We start from the raw sequence: 24048 nt of genomic DNA, 5'->3' as shown, positions 1-24048 counted from the left end.
ATGCGAAGCCGCAGGCCGACAGGAAAGCTTCCTATGGGTTTGTGGCTTTGTTTTTTCGCTTGGAATGAAAACCATAAACGAACTGGCCAATAAAGCCCTTGGGCATCTCGTTGTCCCCTTCGTAGCCCAGAGGAACGAGGCCACTATCTTCGGGGATGTAGTCGGTTTTAAAAAGATAGTCCCACATACTCAAGCTTATGCCGTAATTAACGCCATTCTTTCTTCCTTCGGGAAGTTCATAGGCATGGTGGTACAAATGCATGACCGGATTATTGAAGATATATTTTAACGGTCCCCAGGTAAGTTTAATGTTGGAATGGTTTAAATGACCGATGGCAATAGCAACAAAATGAACAATATAGGCCTGCTCCGGCTCAAAGCCTCCCAATATCATTACTGCAAAAGTTTTTAAGGGCTTATAAAAAATATTTTCCATCCAATGGTAGCGCATATGGGCTGCAAAACCCATTTCCTTTACACTGTGGTGCACCTTATGGAATTCCCATAAAAAGGCATATCTATGAAGTAGCATATGGGTAAACCATTGCACGAAATCCAAGAGCACGAAAAAGACCAATAGTTGAAAGATTTCCGGCCATTCCTTTAAATCGACCAATGCTAAAGTATTGGATGCTATCCCTATATCTAAGAACAATAGTTCCAAACACTTATAAAATCCACTAATAACTATGGTGAAAAGGAAAAAATTAAAAAAGATGTAAAAGGCATCCAACCAAAAATCCTTTCGAAAAACGGCTTGGTTTTTGCGCCACGGGAAAGCAATTTCGAGAATCCAGACCAATATGGAGAGCAAGATGATTCCCCAAAAATAATTGGTGTACCAAGGGACTTCAAATACAATCGACTTCCAGGTCCAATTGAGTGTACCCATAAAGGAATTGAGAAATGCATCAAGATATTTTTCCATAATAAAAGCAAGCTATAAACTTGGGTATTGGTCGAAAAAAGGTGTTCAATCTTTCAGTTCATACCAATCAATATCGGTTAAAACTTCCCTTCGGCCTTTTTTCTTGGGGGGATAGTTGGTTACTAAATAATCGATGATAATATCTTCATTCTTCCCTAAATCCCATAAATTCTGGGTTTCCTGCATCCATCTGATCGTGGCCTTCCAGCGCTCCTTGTTCATTCGGTTTTGGATCACCAGTTTTGCGGAATGGCAATTAGTGCAATTTTGAACGGTCTCCATCATTCCCGGGGCATCGACAAAACCGGTCCGTACGTGGATCCCGTTTTCTATTTTGTCAAAATCATCTTCCTCTACCGGCACGGTGACTATCTCGGCATCAGGTCCGTTATTCTTAAAGGCCGATAGATCGGGGTCGACCAAAAGGTAGATCAATCCGACCGCAAAAATAGCTACTATGGTACAGGTAAGGATCAATACCCTGTAGAATCCCCGAAATTCCTGTTTCAGTTTGTCGTGGTTCGGCTTCTTCATCTATGCAACTTTTACGGCTATTCTATGACAGGCATTGTTCAGGTAGCCTTTGGGGTTCCACCCCGGTAATAACATGGGCTGGCTAAATCCGTTTGAATCGGTCGCGCGCGCCCAAACCTCGTAGTACCCTTGTTGTGGAAATTCCACTTGGGCAGAAAAATGCTGCCAGGCCAATCGGTTGGCAGGTTTTTCAAGCTTACATTGCTTCCAGGTAGAACCAAAATCAATAGAGTATTCCATTTTGGCAACCTCTAGCTCCCCGGCCCAGGCATGGCCCCTGACCGTTAATTTTTTTCCTTCGGGAATAGTGGCGCCCGATTTCGGATAGGTAATCAGTGACTTTACCGGCATCGACTCTATAATGCACATATCTTCGTCCGCTACTTTTTCCCCTGGGGCAACAGGTTTACAGGGAACCCTGTATGCGGTGCCTGTCATTTTGGTGCCGTCGTGAACGATATTTCTAATACTGATACGCTGTAACCATTTGCCCGACACCGATGCAGGCCAGCCGCCGGCAATTACCCTAAGTGGATACCCATGTGCCAAGGGGATATCTTCGCCGTTCATTTTAAAGGCCAATAGGGTTTCGTCTTGCATGGCCTTAGCCATAGGGGCCCCTCTTGATATAGGTTCTTTCCCAGGGTCTCGGCTCAGGTGGATATCGGCCGCATGGTAGCCAAAATACACGGCGTCGTCTTTTATGCCAACATCTTCGAGAACGTCACGAAGCCGAACACCGGTCCAACTTGCGCAATACACCGCGCCTACCGTCCATTGGTTTCCCTTAGCGGGTGGGTCGAATTCGCTCCTTCCGTTACCGCCACATTCTAAGGTCAATTGATAGGTATGGTGCTTAAACTTTGATTTGAGCTCCTCAAGGGTATAGGTCTTTTTTTGTTTGACGGACTCACCATCGATGGTAAGCGTCCAATTTTTTACATCTATTGCCTCAGGTATGAGTCCGTTATTACGGACAAAAATATACTTGTTCGGTGTGACCTTATCGTCTAAAAGATGGGCCTGGGCCTCCATATTCCATGGTTTGTCGTTGAGTACGACCATCTCCTTGTCTTTGTTGAACAACTTAAAAGGGTCGGGATCCTGAAGAGCCAAGGGTACATACTTTTCCGCCATTTTTGATCCGTAGACAATGTCGGCACCGATTATACCCGCTAGAGATGCAAGGGCCGCTCTTCCAATAAACTTTCTTCTTTGCATAAATTTAGGTCTGGTTTACTCTCAAAGTTATAGATATTTAATATACTACCCTGTGCTATTATTTGATTTTAATTTTTTTTTAAGGATTTAGTTTTAAGTCGATCAAAAAAACTTAAACAAAATAAAATAAAGAATTTAAAGCCCTTTAAACATTGGGATTTCGGGCTTTTGTTAAAAAGTCACCCTAATCGATTACAAATGAATACTGTAGCTAAATACCTATTAAATCTATAGACTTTTTAGGGCATATAAAAATTCCCATTAACCTATTCCCGAGCAAAAATCAGGGATTTATTTCTGTGGTTTCGGCAGCATCGGCTTTTTTAAAAACATAGGTGTACAACCACATCAAGGTAAAGGTGGGTATCACATCTAGACCCGGAACAATTTCCTCTAAAAAAGTGATGATACCGGCACCTTGCCCGATTTTTCCCTTGTACATACGGGTCATCAGCCAACCGGCCAAAGGCGCCCATACAATATCGGAGAACTCCCCGATAAACGGAATAACGAAGGAAAGCATACCTATACCATCGAAGAGCAGGCCTAGAAGTAGTTTTTTATATTTCTCGTCCTTATTTTTTGACATATTGAAAAGTATTTATTCTTATTATCAAAAGCAATAAGAATGCCAAAAAATAATTTAGTCGAAGTGCTCCGTTATGGGCTTAAGACAAATCGGAACTGATCAGTTTTAAAAACTCGTTTCGGGTCTCGATTTTTTCGAACTGTCCACGAAAGCCAGAGGTGGTTGTCACGGAATTTTGTTTTTGAACTCCACGCATCATCATGCACATATGTGATGCTTCAATAACCACTGCCACACCTTTTGGCTTAAGGGTGTTGTTGATGCATTCGAGAATATCATGGGTCAAACGTTCCTGTACTTGAAGGCGACGGGCAAAAACATCGACCACCCTTGGGATTTTACTTAGCCCCACAATATGTCCGTTAGGAATGTAGGCCACGTGTGCCTTGCCAAAGAAAGGCAGCATGTGGTGCTCGCAGAGCGAATACAGTTCAATGTCCTTGATAATGACCATATCGTCATAATCTTCCTTGAACATCGCCCCTTCAAGAATCTCAACGGCATCCTGTTGGTATCCCTGGGTAAGGAAAAGCATCGCCTTGGCCGCTCTTTCGGGAGTTTTTACCAATCCTTCGCGAGTAACGTCCTCCCCTATTCCATCGATAATTTTTGAAAATCGGTCTTTGACTTCCGAAGTAATTTCCAAATCATATTCTTCTAAATTTCTATAGGGTGCCATATAGCTCTTTTATTTCGTTACCGTAAGGATATAAATAGTCGACAAAAGTACAGTTTTCTGCACCAATGCGCCAATTTATTCTTTTCGGAACAAAAACAGGGTGTAAAGTGAAGCCTTCGCAAACGGCAATTTTCATTACTTTTACCCTCGTATTAAAATTTAGTACACGTTTTTTGATAAAATTCACGGGGATTAAGCATCAAGATATATGATCAAAGCCAATAATATTAAAAAGTTTTACGGCGATTTAGAAGTATTAAAGGGGGTAGACCTTCATATTAAGAAAGGCGAGGTCATTTCCATAGTGGGGGCTTCCGGGGCCGGAAAAACGACCTTATTGCAGATTCTTGGCACGCTAGACGTTCAATCGAATCCGTCGGACAGCAAATTGCTGATCCACGATACCGAAGTCACCCAATTGTCGGACAAAAACTTGGCCAGATTCAGAAACGAACATATTGGTTTTATTTTTCAATTCCACCAATTGCTCCCCGAATTTACGGCACTTGAAAATGTCTGTATTCCTGCATTTATTAAAAAAACACCTAAGGCACAGGCCGAAAAAAAAGCGAAGCAGCTATTGGATTTTTTAGGACTATCGGCCCGATATAACCATAAGCCGAACGAACTTTCCGGGGGGGAGCAACAAAGGGTGGCCGTCGCCCGGGCTTTGGTCAACGACCCTTCAATTATTTTTGCGGACGAGCCTAGCGGGAACCTTGATTCGGAAAGTGCCGACAATTTGCACAAACTCTTTTTTGAACTCCGTGACGAGTTCGGACAAACCTTCGTTATCGTCACCCATAATGAGCAGCTGGCAGATATGGCCGACCGAAAGCTGACCATGGTAGACGGACTCATCGTAAACAAGGAAGTGGTGGCCGATGTTACGGAGCTTTAAAACCCACTGCCCCTGTTTAAAGAAAGCATCGAATGAACCGCACCGAACTAAAGGAATTTTTAGACGCCAAGGTCTTACAGTATGAGCATCCGAAATTTTTGGAAACGGATCCCATTCAAATTCCCCATAAATTTTTACGCAAAGAAGATATCGAAATCAGTGCCTTCCTCACGGCCACTATTGCCTGGGGCAATCGCAAGAGCATTATCAACAATGCCAATAGGCTGATGGACCTAATGGGCAATTCACCCTATGATTTTGTACTTGACTACAGACCCGACGATGCGGAACGACTCTCGGGTTTTGTGCACCGGACCTTCAACAGTGAGGATCTGGACTATTTTATCAAAAGCCTCCAAAACATTTATATCAATCACGGGGGACTGGAAGCGGTTTTTGCCGAACATGCCGAGGAAGACTCGATGCAAACGGCCATATCGGCTTTTAAAAAGACTTTTTTTGAACTCCCCCACCCCATACGTACCCAAAAACATGTGAGCGACCCCTTAAAGGGTTCGGCCGCCAAACGGATCAATATGTTTTTACGTTGGATGGTACGTAGCAACGCCACTTCCGTAGATTTCGGTATCTGGAAGCGCATTTCACCCAGCCAACTATCCTGTCCCCTGGATGTGCACTCTGGAAACGTAGGTAGAAAGTTGAAACTCCTCGACCGTAAACAGAACGATGCCAAAGCCTTGGCCGAACTTGACAAAAACCTACGTAAACTAGATCCTAGCGACCCGGTAAAATACGACTTCGCCCTTTTCGGCTTGGGGGTTTTTGAAAAATTCTAGAGCGTTTCCTTGCGTTTTATTGATAACGCTTTTTAAACTCCAAAGGCGTACTCTGAGTCTTTGCCTTAAAAACCCTTGAAAAATAGGCATAATCTTCATAGCCCAAGAATTCGGCGACATGGGCCAAAGATGTCTGGGAATGTACAATGAGCCGTTTGGCTTCCAAAAGAATACGGTCATTGATCAATTCGGTCGTGGTCTTGCCTAAGGTGCTCTTGGTAACGCGGTTCAAATGTTTTGTGGTAATATGGAGTTTGTCCGCATAAAAACGGGCCTGTTTCTCACTTCTGTAATATTGCTCCACCGTTTGCTCCAATTCAGAAAGAATTTTTAAATAGGTGGGCGACAATACATTCTCCGTAGTGTCAAAAGCGGCATAATATCGACTAAGGTCAATGTAGGCCAAGTTGATCAGACTTGCCAATTTCTGCCTTTTGTAGACTGCATTAGCGTGATATTCTTGGTTGATTTCATTGAAACGTACCGCTATATCTTGAAGCGCTTCTGGTGACAAGGTCAGGTTAGGGGGATTTTTATAGGAATAGTAAAACGGAAATTGATGCAACTTAACCCCGGAAATATTCAACTCAAAGAAGGATTGGGTGTGAAAAAAGATATAACCTTCCACTGCAGAGTCGAACTTCCAACTATGGGTTTGCCCAGGTTTTAAGAAGAAGAGGCTTCCCTTTTCAATGGGGTAGGAACTAAAATCGATTTCATGAACACCCCTACCCTTTAAAAATAACACACAAAGAAAAAAATCGTGTTTGTGTGGCCTATGCACGATGGTTTCGTTCTTTTTGAGGTGGGCGGCCAAGGCGTTACTATAAAAATCGACCGAAGAATGTTCTTCTTCAAATTGTTCTATATGTAAGACCGGTACAATTTTCACGAGATGCAAATATGTCTTAAAAGTACAAAAAATGGCGATAAAGCTATAAGACTTAACATCAGTATTACTATTAATTTTGCTATATAATAGCAATGCAACCAGTTTGTATTGGTGTTACATTGGTTCAAAAAGTGCAAGAAGGTCTGTATGTCACATTAGTTCATAACATGAGGTTCTTGTACTAGAAAAAAATAGCATATGAAATTTTTAAAGGGCACAAAGATTTACAGCATATTTACGGGTACTTGCCCCGTTTGCCAAAGCGAAAGTATGTATACCACGGCCAATCCGTATAAACTTTCAAGCACCCTAAAAATGAGAGAGCGCTGTAGTCACTGTCATACCAAGTACAAAATAGAACCTTCCTTTTTCTACGGTGCCATGTATGTAAGTTATCCCGTAGGACTTTGTTTTGCTGGCTTTGCTTTTTTCCTTTGTTATCTGATAATCGGTCTAGGCTTGATAAGCACCTACGCCATTATCGTTGTAGAAATGGTATTGGTCTTGCCCATAGTGCTTCGGCTTTCCCGAAACATTTGGATCAATTTTTTTATGCACTATGGTCAATCCCTTAAAAGGAAACAAAGGACCTAAGGTGTACTTTCCAAAATAGAATCAAGAAGCGATGAGTCCGTCTAAAATCGTTCTGATTTTTTCGGCATTCCAATCGGTGGCCCCTGTTTCCTTTATGATGATCTTTCCTGATCTGTCAATGATAAAATTGGTAGGTATACTATTGCCGTGAAGCAATTCAGGAGCCTGCATTCTTGGAATATATACCGGTAGACTGAATTTCTTTTTATCTAAAAAACGCTGTACCACTTCCGTTTTTTCGTGGGTCAGCAGTACAAACTCGACCGAAGTACCATAATCATCGTATAGCTTTTGAATACTGGGCATTTCTGCAATACAAGGCGGGCACCAAGTAGCCCAATAGCCAATAAAGGTAACCTTATTGCCCCCTATCTCTATGGAGGTATTCGTACCGTCTAAAGTACTGACCTTATATGCAAAGGGACTTAGTTTCGCTTGGTCTTCCTTATCAAGGGGTGATGGTGAAAAGAACTGCATTTTTACACTACTCAAAGCTACCTGAATAGGCTTTCTGGTCTGGGGTATGACCAAGAGCAGAATAAATACGAACAGTAAAATATCAGCGATACTAAATTTTCTTTTTTTCATTACGGCAAGTTACTAAAACTGGTAGTTATGGTCAAAGAAGTATCGGCCTTGATTTGGTTAAAACTCATTGAGGAATTGGAGGCAGATTAAGTCTCCCATGCCTATTGTTCGCCTTCGCTCATTTTTTTGAACTGTTTGTATATCCATTGCTTTTCTTGCAAGGAAAACTTTTTATTCTCAAACCATTCGTAAGCCGCAATTTTTTCGTTTTCAATCTGGGCCTTTCGTATGGCCTCTAAGGATACCAAGTGCCAATGTACCCCTTTTTGTCGGTTTACCGAGTAGCCAATATCTTCGGTTATATAGGATATTCTAGGCTGATTAATGAGTTTGATCCCATTTCTTAGAACCGCCAAGGTTTTGGTAAGTCTTACTACTTCGGAAAAGGAGTACCTGACAAAGTCGTTAAACCCTTCTTGCTTTGTATTGTATAATTTATCGCCTACTTTTAGTTGTCTCATGATTGTTGAAAGCCCGCAAAATTAATGGCTTCCCACTTCATTTCAAGAATCCGGGGCAAAGAAATTATCAACAAAATTGGTTTTGTAGGATAAGGGACTGGCGGCTAAGCATCCCCATATGAAAGTGAAGCCTAAGTATAAAAAAAAAGGATGCCAACAGCGAACGATAGGCATCCTTTTGAATAAAAGTCGAGCAACTAAACCGTTTCCAGCCTTAGGGGCTTTCCTTTTTTTCGTTTTCTTTTTTTCTGCAACTTGTTCCACCAGATCAATGTTCCCGTAATAGGTAAACTTGTGGCGATCAGGCAGGCCAAAAAGTATAAGGTCTTTGAAAAGCTACCATAGATATCGCCTAGGTGTAAAGGTCTGATCAAAGACGCGACCTGAACGTTCAGGGGTTTCTCGTCAAATATTTCCTTTTTTAAGACCGTACCGTCTCGATCCAAAACCAATTTATCGGTAATGACAGGAGAGCGTCCTGAAGCATCATTTTTGGTAATGGTGTATACTTCTGTTTCGGTTTTGGGCAGAGCAAGCCTAATCTGTCCTTCATAGGCCAGTTCTGTATTGACCACCTCCAGTATTTCGGCTACGGACACTACTTTCGCATCCTTGGCGAGGGAAGAGCTTACCTTAGGGCCACCTCCTCGATTTCCGAATATTTTAGCCCCAAGCACTGCGCTTCCGGCATCTCGGTACCATTGAAAGGACCAACAAAGTCCGGTCAAACACATAATCACCAAAAAAATACAGGCATAAAAACCCAAGGTATTGTGTAAATCATGGTTAATACGCTTCCAGTTGGCCGAAAACTTAATTTTAAAGCCTGGCTTGAAATTTTTCCATTTTAACCGCTTGGGGAACCATAAAACGATTCCACTGATGGATAGGATCAAGAATATGATCGTGGCTATCCCCACAATAGGCCTTCCTATTTCTATATCGAGCAACAACCAACGGTGCAGGCGGAACATGGTCATAAAAAATCCATCGAGGGAGGACTTCAATTCCTTTTGGTACTCTCCCGTATAGGGGTTTACATAATACGTACTCCCCCTTCGTTGTTTGGGGTCGGTCTTTATGGAAAAGAGATAAGGCTCCTTCGCCGTGGCAGGGAGGGTTACCGCAGTGATATCGCCCTCTTCCTTCAATTTGTCGGAGAGCAGCTCGATCGACATTTTCTCCCCTTGGGTAGCCTCGACTACAAAATCATCGGTAAAAAACGACTTTATTTCATCTTCAAAAACAAGTAGGGTGCCACTCAAACAAACAAGGAACAAAACAATACCACTGGCCAATCCTAGCCATAAATGTACATCGTTGATAAATTTTCTCAAGCTATATTTCTGCATTGCCTTCGTATTGGTTGGTTCGGCACCCTAATTGATTCTAAAACTTATAAGTAATCATCCCATAGAAACTTCTAGGGTCGGTTTGATTGATATATCGGGTACGGTAGGCATTGTAACCGATTTCATCAAAAATGTTGTTCATCAAGACACGCACGCCCCAGTTTTCGTTAATTCGGTAGGCGACTTGTGCGTTCACCAAGGTATAGGCCTCAACATCAAAAGGTTTTTGGCCAGGAACGATACCCTCGTGGGTTACGGCTCCGGCACTCCAATCATTGATCGGCCGTTCACCCGTATAATAGGCGCCGGCTCCTATTGACAAGCCTTTCAAGCTGTTTCTAAAGGCGTAATTACCGTACACGTTAAACGTATGCTTAGGCGTATTCAAGGGTGCGGAACCATACACATAGGAAGTGTGTTCTTTATATTGGGCATCGATGTACGAATATCCGGTTATGACTTCGAAGTTTTCAAGTATACGCCCGGTAAGTTCTACTTCTACCCCTTGTCTTTGGTCGTTTCCTCCTTTTTGATAGAATCCGGTAGCGATCCAGTTCTCGTCATATACGGGAAGATTAATGTTCTTATTGTTGATTTTGAAATAGGTCAGGTTAAAGCGCAAGCGGCTATCGAGCCAGTTGGTCTTAATACCGGCTTCGAACTGATCAAAACGCTCGTTACCCAATTCCTTACCGTCTTCCCCTAAACGGGTACCTGTTCTTGGGTAGGAGCTATTGGTGTAGGAAGCGAACACGTTAAGGTTCTCCATAGGCGAAACAATAATACCACCAAGGGGATTGAAGGCATCGCTATCCGTAGTTTCGGTCTCGGTACTGGTTTCCGTAGTACTGTAACGGAAGCCTAAAAACGATTTTAACCAAGAGTTGAAGGTAATAACGTCTTGGGCCACAAAGCCTATGGACCTAGACTCGGATCCGGCCGTACTTGGGTCGCTTAGACCAAGGTCGTCGGGCAGTTGATTCGATATGGTAGAGAAAACGTCCAAGGTGTCCAGCACGGCTACACTACTGCTAGAGGTGTTGTACTTAGAAGTTCTATAATCCATACCTACCTGAAAGGTGTGTCCGATAGAACCTGTTTGCATATCGTCACCGATAAGGTCTATTTGAAGCACACTGTTTTTATCTTCCCTGGTAGATATAGCATACCCTCGCGTCCTTAGATTGTAAACCGTGTTGCCTTCCCCGTCGGTAATGGCGCCTCCTAAACTGGCATTTTTAAGATCTAGATCCAAACTCGAGGCGAAATAAGCCGCATTCAAGCTCAATTTATCGGAGAGCGTCTTTTTAAAGCGAGCGGAATAATTCAGGTTCTGGGTAAGGCTTTTATCATTTTTATAGCCTAAAAACTGACTATGGGGAAGGTCATATATGGCATTGGTGTCGTTTTCTGCCAAATTTACCGTACCTGGATCGGGAGTCCTACTGTCATCAAAATAATCCATTTCCATGGTCAATGTGGTTCCCTCGTCGATACGCCATTCAAAGGAAGGGTTAATGTAAAAACGTTGGGAAGAAACCCCGGCGCGATAGCTATCGGCTTGTTCCAAGGCCCCGTTGATTCGAAAGGCGGTGTTTTGCTTTTCGGTCAATGGTCCGTAAACATCGAATGTGGGACGGGTCTGCCCGAAGCTCCCCCCTCTAAAAGAGGCTTGACCGCCAAATTGATACTTGGGAGTTTTGGTAACGATATTGATGACTCCACCAGGACTACCCAAATCGGTGGCGACGCCCTGGGTAATGGAAGCTGCCCCTTTTAGGACTTGAATGTTGTCAACCCCTTGCATATCGGTAAGAATACCCGTACCCCTAAAATCGGAATGCACACGTACCCCGTTCTTTAAAATAGGAATGCCCCTAAACCCTCGTGAAGACATACTTTCGCTACGATTTCCATAAGTAGCAAAGGAATATACCCCCGGTACGTTTTTGGTAGCATCGGCAATGGTAAGGGTACCTTGGTCTTCGATGACTTTTTCAGAAATTACCGAGATACTTTGGATCTGCTCATAGGTGGCCAATGGCAAACGGGTCAAGGCCTCTATTTTGTCAGGATGTTCATAACGCGAACCGAATACTTCTACTTCTTCAAGCTCGGTATCCATACGAACGGAAAAGTCGACCGTAATATCTCTATCGCTAAGGTTTACCGCTTTTTTTATGGTTTTAAACCCAACGGCACTGACCTGTAATTCGTAGGAGCCAGGTACCACCCCGGTAATTTTATATTCCCCATTTTCGTTTGCAGCCGCTCCGTTCTTGGCTTTCAGTATGGCAACATGGGCATAGGCCACTGGCTCTCCGTCATTGCTCGTTACCCTTCCGTTAATGCTATACTGTGCTTCTTGTGCATGCCCCCAAAAAAAGCTGAATCCAAGGAGGAATAGTAGAGAAAATCTCATTGGTTTTTATTTAGACTTGTTACAAATAGTTAAATTCGACGCAAAAATATAGCGACATTGCAAAACATCCAAATTATTTATACTAAATCTAAATAGAGATAATTAACTTGTTGATATACAAATCATAAATATTAAACTTTAACATTTAAAAGCGGGCCAAACCCTTGATATAAGGCATAAAAAAACCACCCTTGCATGACGGTGGTTTTTTATTTAGTAATCTATATTACTTAATGAAACCCGTATTTTTCGAGTCCTTTTCTACTTATCTTAATGGCTTCCAATGGTGTTGTTTTATAGGTTTTATCCTGTTCCACCATATAGTATTTCATACCGGATAATTTCTTCTCTTTTAAGATTCGGGCAAAATCGATACTTCCCGTACCTACCGGTGCGAACCAACCGTCTTCGTTCATGTCTTTTACATGCCATATCTTAAATCGCTTCGGATATTTTTTGAAATAGGCTATAGGATCGGCACCTGCTTTGGTCACCCAAAATAAGTCCATTTGAAAATTGACCCATTTCGGATTGCAGTGTTCTAAAAGATAATCGATGACCACTACCCCATTTTCATCCTTCTCAAATTCAAAGTCATGATTGTGGTACAACAACTTGAGTCCCGCTTTCTTGCATTTTTCACCCAGTATATCTAAAATTCCCGCCAAATTCTCGGCACCTCCCGTCATACCCATTGTCATGGTTTCCTCGTCAACCGTAAAGAGTCCCATCGGGGGTACGGGAACCACAAAGTACTTAAACCCGGCTGTTTTTACATCGATTATCATGGCATCGGCATTTTCAAGGGTCACACTTCCCTGATGACTGCTTATGGGCTTCAAGCCTAGTTCTTTTAACTTCTTTTTAAATTCCAATGGCGTCATTCCGTAGAACTTTCCGTCCTCATATCCTGCCGCTTCAATATACTTGTAACCGGCATCGGCTACCGCTCTCAAGGTGCTCTCCACATCGGAAGCCATGTCATCCCTTAGGGTATATAGAGCGAGGCCCCCGTAACTGTCTTGGGCGTTGATAAATGAGCTGCTTGCCATTAGTAGGCACATACATAGTACTTTAAATGTTTTCATTTGTCGTTGAGTTTTCTGTAATAAGCTAAGATACTATATCTGATTAAAAATTATCTGGCCATAATCTTAAAATACGGCACCTCTGGTTTAGAAAAACGGAAATTCACCTACATAGGTCGAATATAATTTTTACAAGCTCTTCGAAATATGTAGTTTTAAGTCTTAAATCTCTTCGTATGCCATGTCCTTGCAACCCTCAAGTGAACTATAGCGACTGCTGTAAAAAAGCCCATACGGATATTCGTAGCGTAGCCACGGCCGAGGCTCTAATGCGTTCCCGTTATAGTGCCTTTGTTTTAGGGGACATCGATTATCTACAAAAAAGCCACCACAGCACTACCCGACCAAACAAAATTGAAAAACGTAGGATAAAGACCTGGGCCAAGGCGGTAAACTGGTTAAAACTTGAGGTCTTATATACTTCCGAAGGAAGCGAAACCGATAGTTCGGGCACCGTAGAATTCAAGGCCTATTATATGGAAAACGGTCAAATGGGCGTTATATATGAAAAATCGAACTTTAGCAAAGAAAATGGTCATTGGGTATATGTTGATGGCGTCCATAGAAATTTATAAGGTTTGAAACACATATTTCGAAATGAGCTTCTATTAAAAACAACTGTATTAACTATTAAAAAATCCTACTATGGGCATCATAAAGAAAATATTCGGCAGAAAACAGAACATCAGGAAACGTAGGGGAAACCCAGATGTTTACGATATGCCCAATGAAGATGAAAGGATGAATTGGGCAATGGAAAAGGCCAGATTAACCTTCCATTATTTTAAAACCTGCACGGAAAACCCCAAGGAAGGACAGGCCTACTTTTCCGTTAAAGCCCGAATAGAAGACGGGAGCAATGTAGAACACATATGGCTTTTAGAACCCAATTTTGACCTTGAGGGGAATGTTTACGGTCGGGTCGGCAATGAGCCTATCGATGTTAAAAATGTAAGCCTTGACGAAAATATAGGAATCGCTTTTGACCATGTTTCCGATTGGATGATCGTAGAAAATGGGAGGTTGATCGGAGGCTACACTTTAAGGGCTATTAGGGAAGGATTAACGGGTGATGCCCTTCAAAATTTTGATAAAAGCCTTGGTGGAATAGTCATAGATGAAGGGGAAGACCATTTTCTCCCCGACCACGACACACCCGAAGGCGCCATATTGGCCTTAGAGGAAGCTTATGACCAAGACGACCTGGAAAAATCATTAAACTGTAAGGATTTTAGAAAAGAAGCCGAGTTCCTCCTCAAGAAAAGCGTACAAATCGAGATTGATGAAGAACTTATCCAAAACACTGCCGAAGTACTTAGGCTTTCCTTTATAAAAAACATGCAAGAAAACGGAATGCCCAAGTTCAACGGCATTAAAAGAGCCTTTCAAAGACAAAACCTATCCGACGAACATTGCATCGTCACCGAAATCTGTCGCTACCCCGATGGCGGGCTATCCAGACAAAGGCTCAACACCTACAAGATAGATGGCCAATGGAAAGTTTTGGGACTCGAAGAATAAGCGGATTTATTCAACCTTCAGTTCATTGCATTTTATGATTTATCAAATCAGTCACCACCCAAAAGGTGAAAGGCTCCTTTAGTCAATACCGTATCTTTGGTAGTAACACCTTGCGTATCGGCTAGAGCTACTTCCCCATTGTATGTAGAACCGGTCTTTACCGAAACCTGGTCAAAATAATAACCATCCTCCGTTGTCTCGTTTAGCTTTAGGAGTGAATGCGCATTCTCGATGGCTACAACAGCCGTTTCGGTTATGGCGAGGACTTCGGTCGTATCCGTAATGATTTCGGCCTCTACGAACATTCCCGGTAAGAAATGCGCCTGTTCTTCATTTTTAAGATGTCCGTGTACCTTGATGGTGCGATTGTCTTCTATGGCCGTACCGATTAAGTGAACTTCTGCCTCAAAAACATCGGTGGAAGATTCAGGGACCTTAAAATTGATTTCCTGCCCTTTTTTTAATTTCATGATATCTTTTTCAAAGACCGATAATTCTAGGTGGATATGGTCATTGTTTATGATTTCCATGATTGATGAGGCCGGGGACACGTAGGTGCCACGACTCACGTTTACCTTGGTAATACTCCCTGAAATCGGGGCATAAATACTTACTATTGAACTTATATTTCCACTTTCGACCTGGGAAGGGGAAATATTCAGAAGTGTTAGTTGCTTACGAAGGCCATTGTATGTTGCCAAAGCGGTTTTGTAGGTGCTCTCGGCTTGTAAAAAACTTTTTTGGGACGTAATATGCTCTGCCATCATCGTTTTTTGTCGTTCGTATTCCGACTTTAAAAAGGCCAATTTTTCGTTGACCTCCATATAATCTTGCTGCAACCTGATAAAATCGGGGTTTTCAAGGGTTAGCAAAACTTGTCCTTTACGAACCTTATCCCCTATCAATAAGGGCACGGTCTTGATGTATCCGCCCATAGTAGCACTGACCGATGCCCTGTTTTCAGGGGGTACATCTATCGTTCCCGAACTCTGTATGGTTATGGGAAAGGATTTTACCTCTATATGGCCCAAGGCCATCTCACTGCGTTCAAATTGGGCCTTGGAAACAAAGAGCCTATGGTCTATCTTTTGGGTGTTCTGGTCTGCGGCCGAGTTATCTTCCGAGGCTTTACTGCCACAGCCCAGAAGGATCATAAACAAGCTTAATGTTGTGATGTTGTATATAGTGCGTTGCATAATGCTAATATTAAAGGGTTAAGTAATTTATGGCGATAACGATGCCGTTGTACTCTTCGAGTTTGTCCAGATAATCCAGTTTTACTTCATAAGCACTTTCCAAACTCTGTATATACTGGTAAAAATCGACTTCGCCGTTTTTGAAGCTACCATTGGCCGTTTTTAAAATTTCATCGGATAAGGCGGACCCTTCCTCTTCGTAGTAAGTAAGTGCCTGCGACAACTGGTCCATCTGGTCCTTTAATGCCCTATACTTGGCCGTAAGTTGAATTTCATATTCATTGAATTCTTCCGAAGCTATCGCTTCGGCAATGCCTGCGGCCTTTATTTTAGAAGCTTGCCCTCCGAACAAAAGAGGAATCTTTACCCCCAATTGATAGCCGTACAGATTACTGTTCAGCCCCGAATTCGTTCCCTGAAAGTAGTTCAGGCTAATGTCGGGCAAGAGCCGTTGTTTCTCCAACTTACGCTGTACTTGAAATAAGGCTATCCTATTTTGGTAAAATTCCATTTCCGAACTTCCTTCAAGATCCACAGTTTTAAGTCCCACTTTTAGCTCCCGTGCATTTGCTATCTTCAACGGGTTTTCCGATTGCACCGTTTTCGTTAAGTCAACATAGGCCCTGCTTACGTTCTGTTGTGACTCGAGATACTTTATATTGATTTGTTTTTGCTTAGAGGCAGCCGTGATTTTTTCCAGGTAATTGGTCTCGCCCAATTCAAAACGTCTCGCCGCCATATGGGAAAAGTTGGAATAGAGACTGTCAAGTGTTCTTAACACTTGCTCTTTCTCTCGGGCGATTTGATAAGTATAATAAGCTGCCGTGACCTTTCGTTCCAAGGCCTTTTTCTTGATGTCAAAGGAACTCGTTGCCAAGTTGTGGTTGGCCTTGTTCACTTTCCTTTCGGAAAAATATACGGTTGGAAACCGAAAGTCTTGTTGCACGCCATAGACGCGTAAGGCTTCATTGTTCGCAGCCAAGTTATTTTCGTCAAACTCGTAATACACTTGGGTCTTATCAAAGCTAAATGCACTGTTGATTAAGGCATGGGATTGCTCTACCTCTAGCCTATTCGCATTGAGGCCTGCGTTATTTTCAACGGCCGTTGTAATCAAATTTTCAAGATCCATTGGGGCTTGCTGTGCATGGGCGGGTAGGGTCATCAAGCCAAAAAGCATTAGTAAGCCCATGAGCTGATTGGCGTTTGGTTTGGCTTTTTCTTTCAAGGAGTGGAAATAGGCATACAGTACCGGTAAAACCACTAAGGTCAAAAGGGTGGCGGTAATCAATCCTCCAATAACTACCGTGGCCAATGGCCGCTGCACTTCGGCCCCGGCATTCGTTGAAATCGCCATGGGCAAGAAGCCCAGTGCCGCGGCCATTGCCGTGAGCAATACCGCTCGCAATCGGTCTATGGCGCCATGTTTGATCAGTTCATTGATATCACTGAAGCCTCCTTCCTTTTCCAATTCTTTAAAATGCTCGATCAACACGATACCGTTGAGTACGGCAATTCCGAACAAGGCGATAAAACCGACCCCTGCGGATATACTGAAAGGTAAACCCCTTAACCATAGTAAGAGTACACCGCCCACCGCTGCCAGAGGTATGGCCGAATAGATCATCAGGGCTTCTTTGACCGAGCTAAAAGCAAAATAGAGCAAGATAAAAATCAGGATAAGGGCAATGGGCACGGCAACCAACAACCTCGATTTTGCACTTTGGAGGTTCTCGAATTGGCCTCCGTAGGCAATCGTATACCCAACAGGTAGGCTTATGTTCTCGTTGATCAAGCGCTGTACATCGTCTACCACCGATTGTAAATCGCGATTACGCACATTGACCCCCACTACGATCCTGCGTTTGGTGTCGTCACGTGATATTTTGGCCGCCCCCTTTTGATAGGTGATATCCGCCAATTCACTCAAAGGAACTTTACCTCCCCTAGGCACATCGATATAAAGATTTTTTAGGTTATCGATATCTTGCCGCAAGTTTTTGTCCAATCGAACAACAAGGTCAAAACGGCGTTCCCCTTCAAAAACGTTTCCTGCACTACGGCCGGCAAAGCCCATGGAAACCATGTCGTTCACCTCTTGGATGTTGAGTCCGTACCGAGCAATTTTGGCCCGGTTGAACTTTACGTTCATTTCGGGCAGGCCGGCAATTTTCTCTACCGAAATATCGGCAGCCCCATCTACCTTTTCGATCAGTGCACCTATTTCGTTTCCTTTTTGGGCCAAAATATCAAGATCGTCCCCAAATATCTTAATGGCTATATCGGCACGGACCCCGGTAATAAGTTCGTTAAACCGCATCTCAATGGGCTGGGTAAATTCTACTTCCATTCCGGGTATGACGGCAAGGGCTTCCTTAAACCTATCGGCCAACTCGTCTTTGGAATCGGCCGAAGTCCACTCCCTTTTTGGTTTCAGTACAATAATAACATCGCTTTCTTCCATAGACATGGGGTCGGTAGGTACTTCCGCGGCGCCAATACGGGTTACAACCTGTTTCACCTCCGGAAATTTATCCAATAAAATCTTCTCTATTTCCGTTGTGATTTTTACCGTGTTACTTAAAGACGTTCCAGTCTTTAATACCGGTTGGATAACAAAATCACCCTCATCCAAGGTAGGTACAAATTCGCCTCCCATATTGGAATATAGAAACACTGACACCGCTAAGAGCAAAGCTGCTATTCCTAAAACAATAGGCCTGCTGTGAAGGGCCCAGTGAATAATCGGTTCATATTTGGCCCTCAACCATTTCATAATACGTACGGAGATGTTCTTGTCGGATACGGTAGAGGGTTTTAAAAACAAGGAGGCCGCTACGGGTACATAGGTAAAGCACAGTAACATGGCACCTATAAGGGCAAAGCTAAAGGTCAGGGCCATTGGTTTGAACATTTTCCCCTCCACTCCGGATAGGGAAAGAATAGGGATGAATACGATCAAAATGATCAACTGCCCAAAAATGGCGGAATTCATCATTTTTGAAGCTCCTGTAACCGTAATTCTATCCTTTATCCGTTGTTGCTCGACTCTTGAAACGGCGATAATCTCATCTTTTTTCCGGGTGATCTGAAAGGCGATGAACTCCACTATAATCACCGCACCATCAATGATAATTCCAAAGTCAATGGCACCTAGGCTCATTAAATTGGCGTCCACACCAAAAACATACATAAGCGATAGCGCAAAAAGAAGACAAAGGGGGATTACCGAGGCAACGACCAGTCCCGAACGGAAGTTCCCCAATAAGAGGACCACCACGAAGATTACGATCAAACATCCTAGAATCAGGTTCTCCGATACGGTAAAGGTGGTTTTAGCTATAAGTTCGCTACGGTCTAGAAAAGCGTTGATATACACGCCTTCCGGGAGTGATTTTGAAATGGAGGCCACGCGCTCCTTTACCGCCTCGATTACTTTTTTTGAATTGGCGTCCTTCAACATCATTACCTGCCCCAAAACCTTTTCACCTTGACCATTACCGGTAATGGCACCGAATCGCGTGGCACTTCCAAAGCCTACGCTGGCGACATCTTTGATATAAATCGGTAAGTCTCCCTCGTTTTTCACCACAATATGTCCAATGTCGTCCAAAGACGTTATCAAGCCTTCCCCTCGAATAAAATAGGCTTGATTCACCTTTTCTATATACCCGCCTCCAGTGACACTATTGTTTGCCTCCAAGGCATTGAACACCTCTTGGGCGGTGATGTTCATGGCATTTAATTTTTCTGTATTGATCGCTACCTCGTATTGCTTAAGGAAACCGCCCCAAGTATTGACTTCAACCACACCGGGGATCCCTGAAAGTTGTCGTTTGACCACCCAATCTTGAATGGTACGCAAGTCTTCTATGCTGTAACGATCCTTAAACTCGGGCTTTACGTCAAGAATGTATTGGTAGATCTCGCCAAGCCCTGTAGTTATCGGCCCCATTTCAGGAACTCCAAAACCGTCGGGGATTTTTTCCGATGCCGATTTGATTTTTTCCGCAATTAGTTGACGTGGCAAATAAGTGCCCAAATCGTCGTCAAAGACAATGGTGACTACGGACAATCCGAATTTAGAAATGGACCGGATTTCTTGTACCCCCGGTAAATTTGCCATTTCCAACTCAATAGGATAGGTTATAAACTGTTCGATATCTTGGGTCGAAAGGTTGCGAGACGTAGTAATGACCTGCACCTGATTATTGGTGACATCGGGTACCGCACCAATAGGTATTTGGGTCAAGGAGTACAAGCCAAAACCTATAATAAAGCTTGTAAACAATAGAACGATCAGCTTGTTCCTTATGCTGAAATTAATGATATATGATAGCATTTTTTATGAAATAATAAACGTTAGTCGTCCGTTGATTCACCAGAGTGAACGGACCTTAAAAAAAATGAACGCGATTATTTTATGAATGCCGGGGCGGCTGAAGGATTCCCTCTGAATGAAGTGAGGAGGAGGGTGCCTGATAAAAGAAATTATGCGATTTATATTCCGGAATTTCAACCGTTTTAAAATCTTCTTTTTGGGAGTTTAAGACGAGGGCCGTAAGGGATGAAAAGTGTGATTGCTGTTGAAACGGCAACTGCTCATGATCCTCTTTTTCTTCTTGATGCTCTTCGTTATGAATTGCTTTTAACTCCCCATAATGTTTTGAAATGAACACAAAAACATTATCTCCATATTGCTCACTATGAAATTGGGCGTGCTCTATAAATTTGTCTATTTGGGAAATATCATAGAGACTTATTCCAAAGCTTTGCAATAGAATAACAAATGATAGTGATATGGAAACGAGTCTACTCACGAGTATAAAGGTAGTGATTTGTGGGTTTGCTTCATCCCGGAGAAATCAATTCTTCGCTAATATAGAATCTGTCTACGTTATCATTTTTGGGTTTGAATCCCTTGAATATATCGAACTAAAACACTATTCTCTAGTACAGCCCCGCTGGTATAAATTTTAATGGCTTATTGAGTGCCTTGGCCTATGAAGCGCTAAGCTACCTCGATCCGATAATCGATGAAGCCTGCGTCGGGTTTTAGTTTTTTAAACCCTAGGCTTTCATACAGACCTTGTGCCGTAAAATTGTCGACGGCCGTTGAAAGTTCAACAAATTTTGCGCCTTTGCTTTGGGCAAATTCCATGGCCGTCTTGATCAGGGCTTCCCCTATCCCTTGTTTTCTGTATTTTGCCTCGACAAACAGGTCGTTGAGTATCCAATTTTTTACCGCACGTACGGATGAAAATTTAGGATAAAGTTGCGTAAAGCCAACAGGGATTATTTCTCCGTCCTTCTCGGTTAATGCCACGAAGATTATGGACTCATTATGCTCCATTCGCGACTGTAAAAAGTCATGGGCCAATGGAAGGTCCGATGCTTGCTCGTAAAATACCCGATATTTATCGAAGAGCTTGACGACCAAACTAAGTTCGGAACTTGTTATTCTTTTTATCTGCATTGCAAATCTTTAGGAAAACGAATCATTGGAATTAAGAATGAACAAGTTAAAAAATTTTCCTTTTAAAATATGGGTTTATAAAAAGGGCCCATACTAATCGGTCCAATAATCCAATACCAAAACATCGGCAATTATAGGTCCTATCTGGCTTACCAAATCTAAATGCGCTTTATGGAAAAGGTAGATTTCCCTAGCATGCTCATCATTGAAGGTCAGGGTAAAGCAATGGGTCAAACCTTTGCTGTTCCCTTCGGCGCTATCATTTATCCCCCACTCTATATCGGCAATTTCAGGAATGTCTTTACCCAAATCAACAAAAGCTCTGACTGCTTCCGCTACCTGTTCATCGGTAGCTTCCTCTTTGTATTTCAGGCTGACCATATGTCTTAAAACTTTGCCCTCCCTATTGATTTTCGGGGAAACTTTGTAGGTGGCTATCTTTTTTAAATCAAATCGGAAAGAACCGGCAATAAGAAAATGGCTTCCTTCTATCGTATGGGACCTTAAACCGTAATAGATGGAAAAACCTGTTTCCAAATAATTTATGGGTGATAGTATGCCTTCTTCATTGAGTTTACACAGTTGTATACTAGCATCATCCCTGGTTCCGACCGCCAAAATAGCTTCATTATTATCTATTGAAACCACTTCAATTCTAGTTTGCCCCTGCAATTTGGTAGTGTCATCATCCTTTAGGACAAAATGAGGCTCGAGCCCGCCTTTTTTGTTCACTTTAAAAACACTTACCCCATCGCCGTGATAAACGAAATCCGGTCTTTTTATAAAGCCCCCTCTCTTGTAGTACTTATGGTGTCTGTGACCTACAATCACATAATTGTTGTTGCCCAATGTGACACCGGTCACCGGGTAGGCCCCGGTTAGGAATCTATCGGTTGTATTGTCGCTTATATTGTTGATGTTTTTAAACCTACCATCTTCATACACCCTAAAACTACTCACCCCATTATCTTGAAATCCACTTGTATATAGAAAGGTTTTCCCCTTGATTTTATGGGTGAACATTCCTATGACACCATCGGTATGAATGGTATCATCGTCATTCATAGACTGTACATGGGTCAATTTTCCGTCGTTCTGAATTTTGAAACTGCTTAAGCCAGGTGTTTCCTCTAGTCCGCCAATAAATAGGTATGACGATTTGTTCATATGAATAACCTCTAAAGTAATGGCCGTTCCTAGATAGGTCTCCTCCGTATCTTCAACTAAGGCCACCCTTTTAAGGGAACCGTTGTTCAAAATTTCAAAAGTCTCGATTACGTTTCCGTGTTTGTTGGCTACAAAGAGAAAGTCGGTGCCATTAATGTTATCGGCCACCATGCCCCTTGCCGGTCCTTCTTTCCGGTAGAGTTCATGATTGCTTATCGGGGTAAGTATGCCTTCTTTGCTTAGGCTATAGACATCTATATTTCCAACACCTCCGGCAAATACGTAGTTAGCGCCCCCTTTTTCATAGCTCGTTACCGAAACCGTATTGTTTCCCGATATACTTTTAAAGTCTTTTCGGTAAAGCATTAGTTCTTCGGATACTTGGGCCATGCCTACTTGGGAGAAAACCAAAACTATGGCGAGAACGACTTTTTTTATGCAATTCATAATCTTATGCTTTTCTAATTTGATCCATCTATAATCGAGCTTGCTCCGGCCATGGCAATAGTACGGTCTTCGTCTATGGTACCGCCACTTACACCTATCGCCCCAATGATTTGGCCCTCTTGATTTTTGATGGGTATGCCTCCCGGAAAAGTAATCAAACCTCCGTTAGAGTGTTCTATGTTATAAATGATGCCCCCTGGTTGTGTCAACTCCCCTAATTTTCCGGTATCAATGTTGAAATATCGGGCTGTTTTTGCCTTTTTTATGGCAACATCAATACTTCCGAGAAAAGACTCATCCATTCGTATAAAGGCTTTTAGGTTGGCTCCGGCATCGACTACGGCAATATTGACGCAGACCTTCGATTCCTCTGCTTTTTTCTTTGCGGCCAAAAGGGCTGTATGGGCTTGGTCGTGTGTAATATCTTTGGCCATCTGTGCCTGTCCTTTCCCTGTTAACAATAGTAATGCAAGCGTAGCGATACCTATTTTGAAGTGTTTTCGTAAGTCCATAATCCTATTTATAATTGTATCCTGCAAAAATTATGAACTATTCTAGAAAAAAAGTTGAACAAGTTCAACTCTATTGAAATTTTATAGGCCTTTGGACGATTTTTTAATTTTACTCAAAAACTCATGGGTAATGCCTAAGTAGCTTGCTATTTGTTTGTCTGTCAGTTTTGACACTATATTGGGATAGGTCTCCGCAAAATCGTGGTATCTTTCCTTTGCTGTTTGGCAATGGTTGTTAATCAAACGGCGTTGCCATGCTACGATGGCTTTCTGCGACATAATACGGAAGAGTTTCTCGGTCGCGGGAATGGTATCGTAAAGTGTTAATTTATCTTTCCTGTTGATGAGAAGTATTTTGCTATCCTCCAATGCCTGTATGTTCAAATTGGAGGGGTTCTGATTCATAAAGCTATCTATATCCATAAGCCACCAATCCTTGATCGCGAAATACAAGGTATTTTCTTTTCCTTTTTTATCTAGGATAAATACCCTGAAACACCCTTCCAAAACAAAACCTTCAAACTTACAAACACTGCCCTGAGTCAATAAAAACTCTTTTTTTTGAATAACTTTTGGTTCAAAATAACTACAAAGCTGCTCCAGTTCCGGTTTAGAAAGTTGCAGGCTTTTTTCGATATTCTGGATTAATAGTTCGTTCATCATGCTTTGTGCTTTGGGTTCGT

Annotated in this window: 23 protein-coding genes; 5 read left to right on the top strand and 18 right to left on the bottom strand. The window is 42.5% G+C overall.

The features are described 5' to 3' along the window. Positions 1–31: 31 nt before the first annotated feature. The 5 genes from B4Q04_RS08415 to folE form a co-directional block, all read right to left on the bottom strand. On the bottom strand, positions 32–928 hold the full coding sequence (locus tag B4Q04_RS08415) for a sterol desaturase family protein (protein ID WP_013995432.1): 897 nt from the start codon (positions 926–928) through the stop codon (positions 32–34). A 45-nt stretch (positions 929–973) separates the two neighbouring features. After that, positions 974–1462, bottom strand: coding sequence for a hypothetical protein (locus B4Q04_RS08410; RefSeq protein ID WP_013995431.1), 489 nt, complete (start codon positions 1460–1462; stop codon positions 974–976). Beyond that, entirely contained in the window at positions 1463–2683 is a 1221-nt protein-coding gene (locus B4Q04_RS08405; RefSeq protein ID WP_088696547.1) for a sulfite oxidase, read from the bottom strand. A 283-nt stretch (positions 2684–2966) separates the two neighbouring features. Then, entirely contained in the window at positions 2967–3272 is a 306-nt protein-coding gene (locus B4Q04_RS08400) for a hypothetical protein (RefSeq protein ID WP_013995429.1), read from the bottom strand. Between the two features lie 79 nt (positions 3273–3351). Further along, the gene (gene folE, locus B4Q04_RS08395; RefSeq protein ID WP_013995428.1) at positions 3352–3951 is read right to left on the bottom strand and encodes a GTP cyclohydrolase I FolE; all 600 of its coding nucleotides are present in this window, start codon (positions 3949–3951) and stop codon (positions 3352–3354) included. 208 nt (positions 3952–4159) lie between these two features. On the opposite strand from folE, the gene B4Q04_RS08390 reads away from it, so the two are divergent. Beyond that, a complete protein-coding gene (locus B4Q04_RS08390; RefSeq protein WP_013995426.1) occupies positions 4160–4852 on the top strand; it encodes an ABC transporter ATP-binding protein in 693 nt (230 codons plus the stop codon). A gap of 32 nt (positions 4853–4884) precedes the next feature. After that, on the top strand, positions 4885–5649 hold the full coding sequence (locus B4Q04_RS08385) for a TIGR02757 family protein (RefSeq protein WP_088696546.1): 765 nt from the start codon (positions 4885–4887) through the stop codon (positions 5647–5649). A gap of 16 nt (positions 5650–5665) precedes the next feature. On the opposite strand, the gene B4Q04_RS08380 is transcribed toward B4Q04_RS08385, so the two are convergent. Further along, complete coding sequence (locus B4Q04_RS08380; RefSeq protein WP_088696545.1) at positions 5666–6541, bottom strand: helix-turn-helix domain-containing protein; 876 nt, start codon at positions 6539–6541, stop codon at positions 5666–5668. 198 nt (positions 6542–6739) lie between these two features. On the opposite strand from B4Q04_RS08380, the gene B4Q04_RS08375 reads away from it, so the two are divergent. Beyond that, on the top strand, positions 6740–7135 hold the full coding sequence (locus B4Q04_RS08375; RefSeq protein WP_013995423.1) for a DUF983 domain-containing protein: 396 nt from the start codon (positions 6740–6742) through the stop codon (positions 7133–7135). A 21-nt stretch (positions 7136–7156) separates the two neighbouring features. On the opposite strand, the gene B4Q04_RS08370 is transcribed toward B4Q04_RS08375, so the two are convergent. From B4Q04_RS08370 to B4Q04_RS08350, 5 genes are all read right to left on the bottom strand, one after another. Then, positions 7157–7723: a TlpA family protein disulfide reductase gene (locus B4Q04_RS08370; RefSeq protein WP_013995422.1), complete on the bottom strand. Its 567-nt coding sequence runs from the start codon at positions 7721–7723 to the stop codon at positions 7157–7159. 101 nt (positions 7724–7824) lie between these two features. Continuing rightward, the gene (locus B4Q04_RS08365; protein ID WP_088696544.1) at positions 7825–8184 is read right to left on the bottom strand and encodes a pyruvate kinase; all 360 of its coding nucleotides are present in this window, start codon (positions 8182–8184) and stop codon (positions 7825–7827) included. 197 nt (positions 8185–8381) lie between these two features. Next, the gene (locus B4Q04_RS08360; RefSeq protein ID WP_088696543.1) at positions 8382–9536 is read right to left on the bottom strand and encodes a PepSY-associated TM helix domain-containing protein; all 1155 of its coding nucleotides are present in this window, start codon (positions 9534–9536) and stop codon (positions 8382–8384) included. Positions 9537–9573: 37 nt separating this feature from the next. Further along, positions 9574–11958 (bottom strand): TonB-dependent receptor, encoded by a 2385-nt coding sequence (locus B4Q04_RS08355; RefSeq protein ID WP_013995419.1) that lies wholly within the window; start codon positions 11956–11958, stop codon positions 9574–9576. Positions 11959–12188: 230 nt separating this feature from the next. Further along, complete coding sequence (locus B4Q04_RS08350; RefSeq protein WP_088696542.1) at positions 12189–13046, bottom strand: sugar phosphate isomerase/epimerase family protein; 858 nt, start codon at positions 13044–13046, stop codon at positions 12189–12191. Between the two features lie 176 nt (positions 13047–13222). Between B4Q04_RS08350 and B4Q04_RS08345 the strand changes: the two genes are divergently transcribed. After that, positions 13223–13621, top strand: a complete 399-nt coding sequence (locus B4Q04_RS08345; RefSeq protein WP_013995417.1) for a YchJ family protein — start codon at positions 13223–13225, stop codon at positions 13619–13621. A gap of 70 nt (positions 13622–13691) precedes the next feature. Next, positions 13692–14567 (top strand): YegJ family protein, encoded by an 876-nt coding sequence (locus B4Q04_RS08340; RefSeq protein WP_088696541.1) that lies wholly within the window; start codon positions 13692–13694, stop codon positions 14565–14567. A 47-nt stretch (positions 14568–14614) separates the two neighbouring features. On the opposite strand, the gene B4Q04_RS08335 is transcribed toward B4Q04_RS08340, so the two are convergent. The 7 genes from B4Q04_RS08335 to B4Q04_RS08305 form a co-directional block, all read right to left on the bottom strand. Further along, a complete protein-coding gene (locus B4Q04_RS08335) occupies positions 14615–15763 on the bottom strand; it encodes an efflux RND transporter periplasmic adaptor subunit (RefSeq protein WP_088696540.1) in 1149 nt (382 codons plus the stop codon). Between the two features lie 10 nt (positions 15764–15773). Further along, entirely contained in the window at positions 15774–20105 is a 4332-nt protein-coding gene (locus tag B4Q04_RS08330) for a CusA/CzcA family heavy metal efflux RND transporter (protein ID WP_088696539.1), read from the bottom strand. A gap of 79 nt (positions 20106–20184) precedes the next feature. Then, on the bottom strand, positions 20185–20583 hold the full coding sequence (locus B4Q04_RS08325; RefSeq protein WP_013995413.1) for a hypothetical protein: 399 nt from the start codon (positions 20581–20583) through the stop codon (positions 20185–20187). Between the two features lie 191 nt (positions 20584–20774). Continuing rightward, positions 20775–21239 (bottom strand): GNAT family N-acetyltransferase, encoded by a 465-nt coding sequence (locus B4Q04_RS08320; protein ID WP_088696538.1) that lies wholly within the window; start codon positions 21237–21239, stop codon positions 20775–20777. Positions 21240–21332: 93 nt separating this feature from the next. Then, positions 21333–22853 carry a Dabb family protein gene (locus tag B4Q04_RS08315; RefSeq protein WP_088696537.1) on the bottom strand — a complete coding sequence of 507 codons (1521 nt, stop codon included), beginning with the start codon at positions 22851–22853 and terminating at the stop codon, positions 21333–21335. A gap of 14 nt (positions 22854–22867) precedes the next feature. Beyond that, a complete protein-coding gene (locus B4Q04_RS08310; protein ID WP_013995410.1) occupies positions 22868–23365 on the bottom strand; it encodes a GlcG/HbpS family heme-binding protein in 498 nt (165 codons plus the stop codon). A gap of 81 nt (positions 23366–23446) precedes the next feature. Beyond that, entirely contained in the window at positions 23447–24028 is a 582-nt protein-coding gene (locus B4Q04_RS08305) for a Crp/Fnr family transcriptional regulator (RefSeq protein WP_013995409.1), read from the bottom strand. Positions 24029–24048 lie beyond the last annotated feature (20 nt).

This window comes from Zobellia sp. OII3, from assembly GCF_002211465.1.
In the GTDB taxonomy this organism is placed as follows: domain Bacteria; phylum Bacteroidota; class Bacteroidia; order Flavobacteriales; family Flavobacteriaceae; genus Zobellia; species Zobellia galactanivorans.
This window is presented reverse-complemented; position numbering and strand designations above follow the sequence as displayed.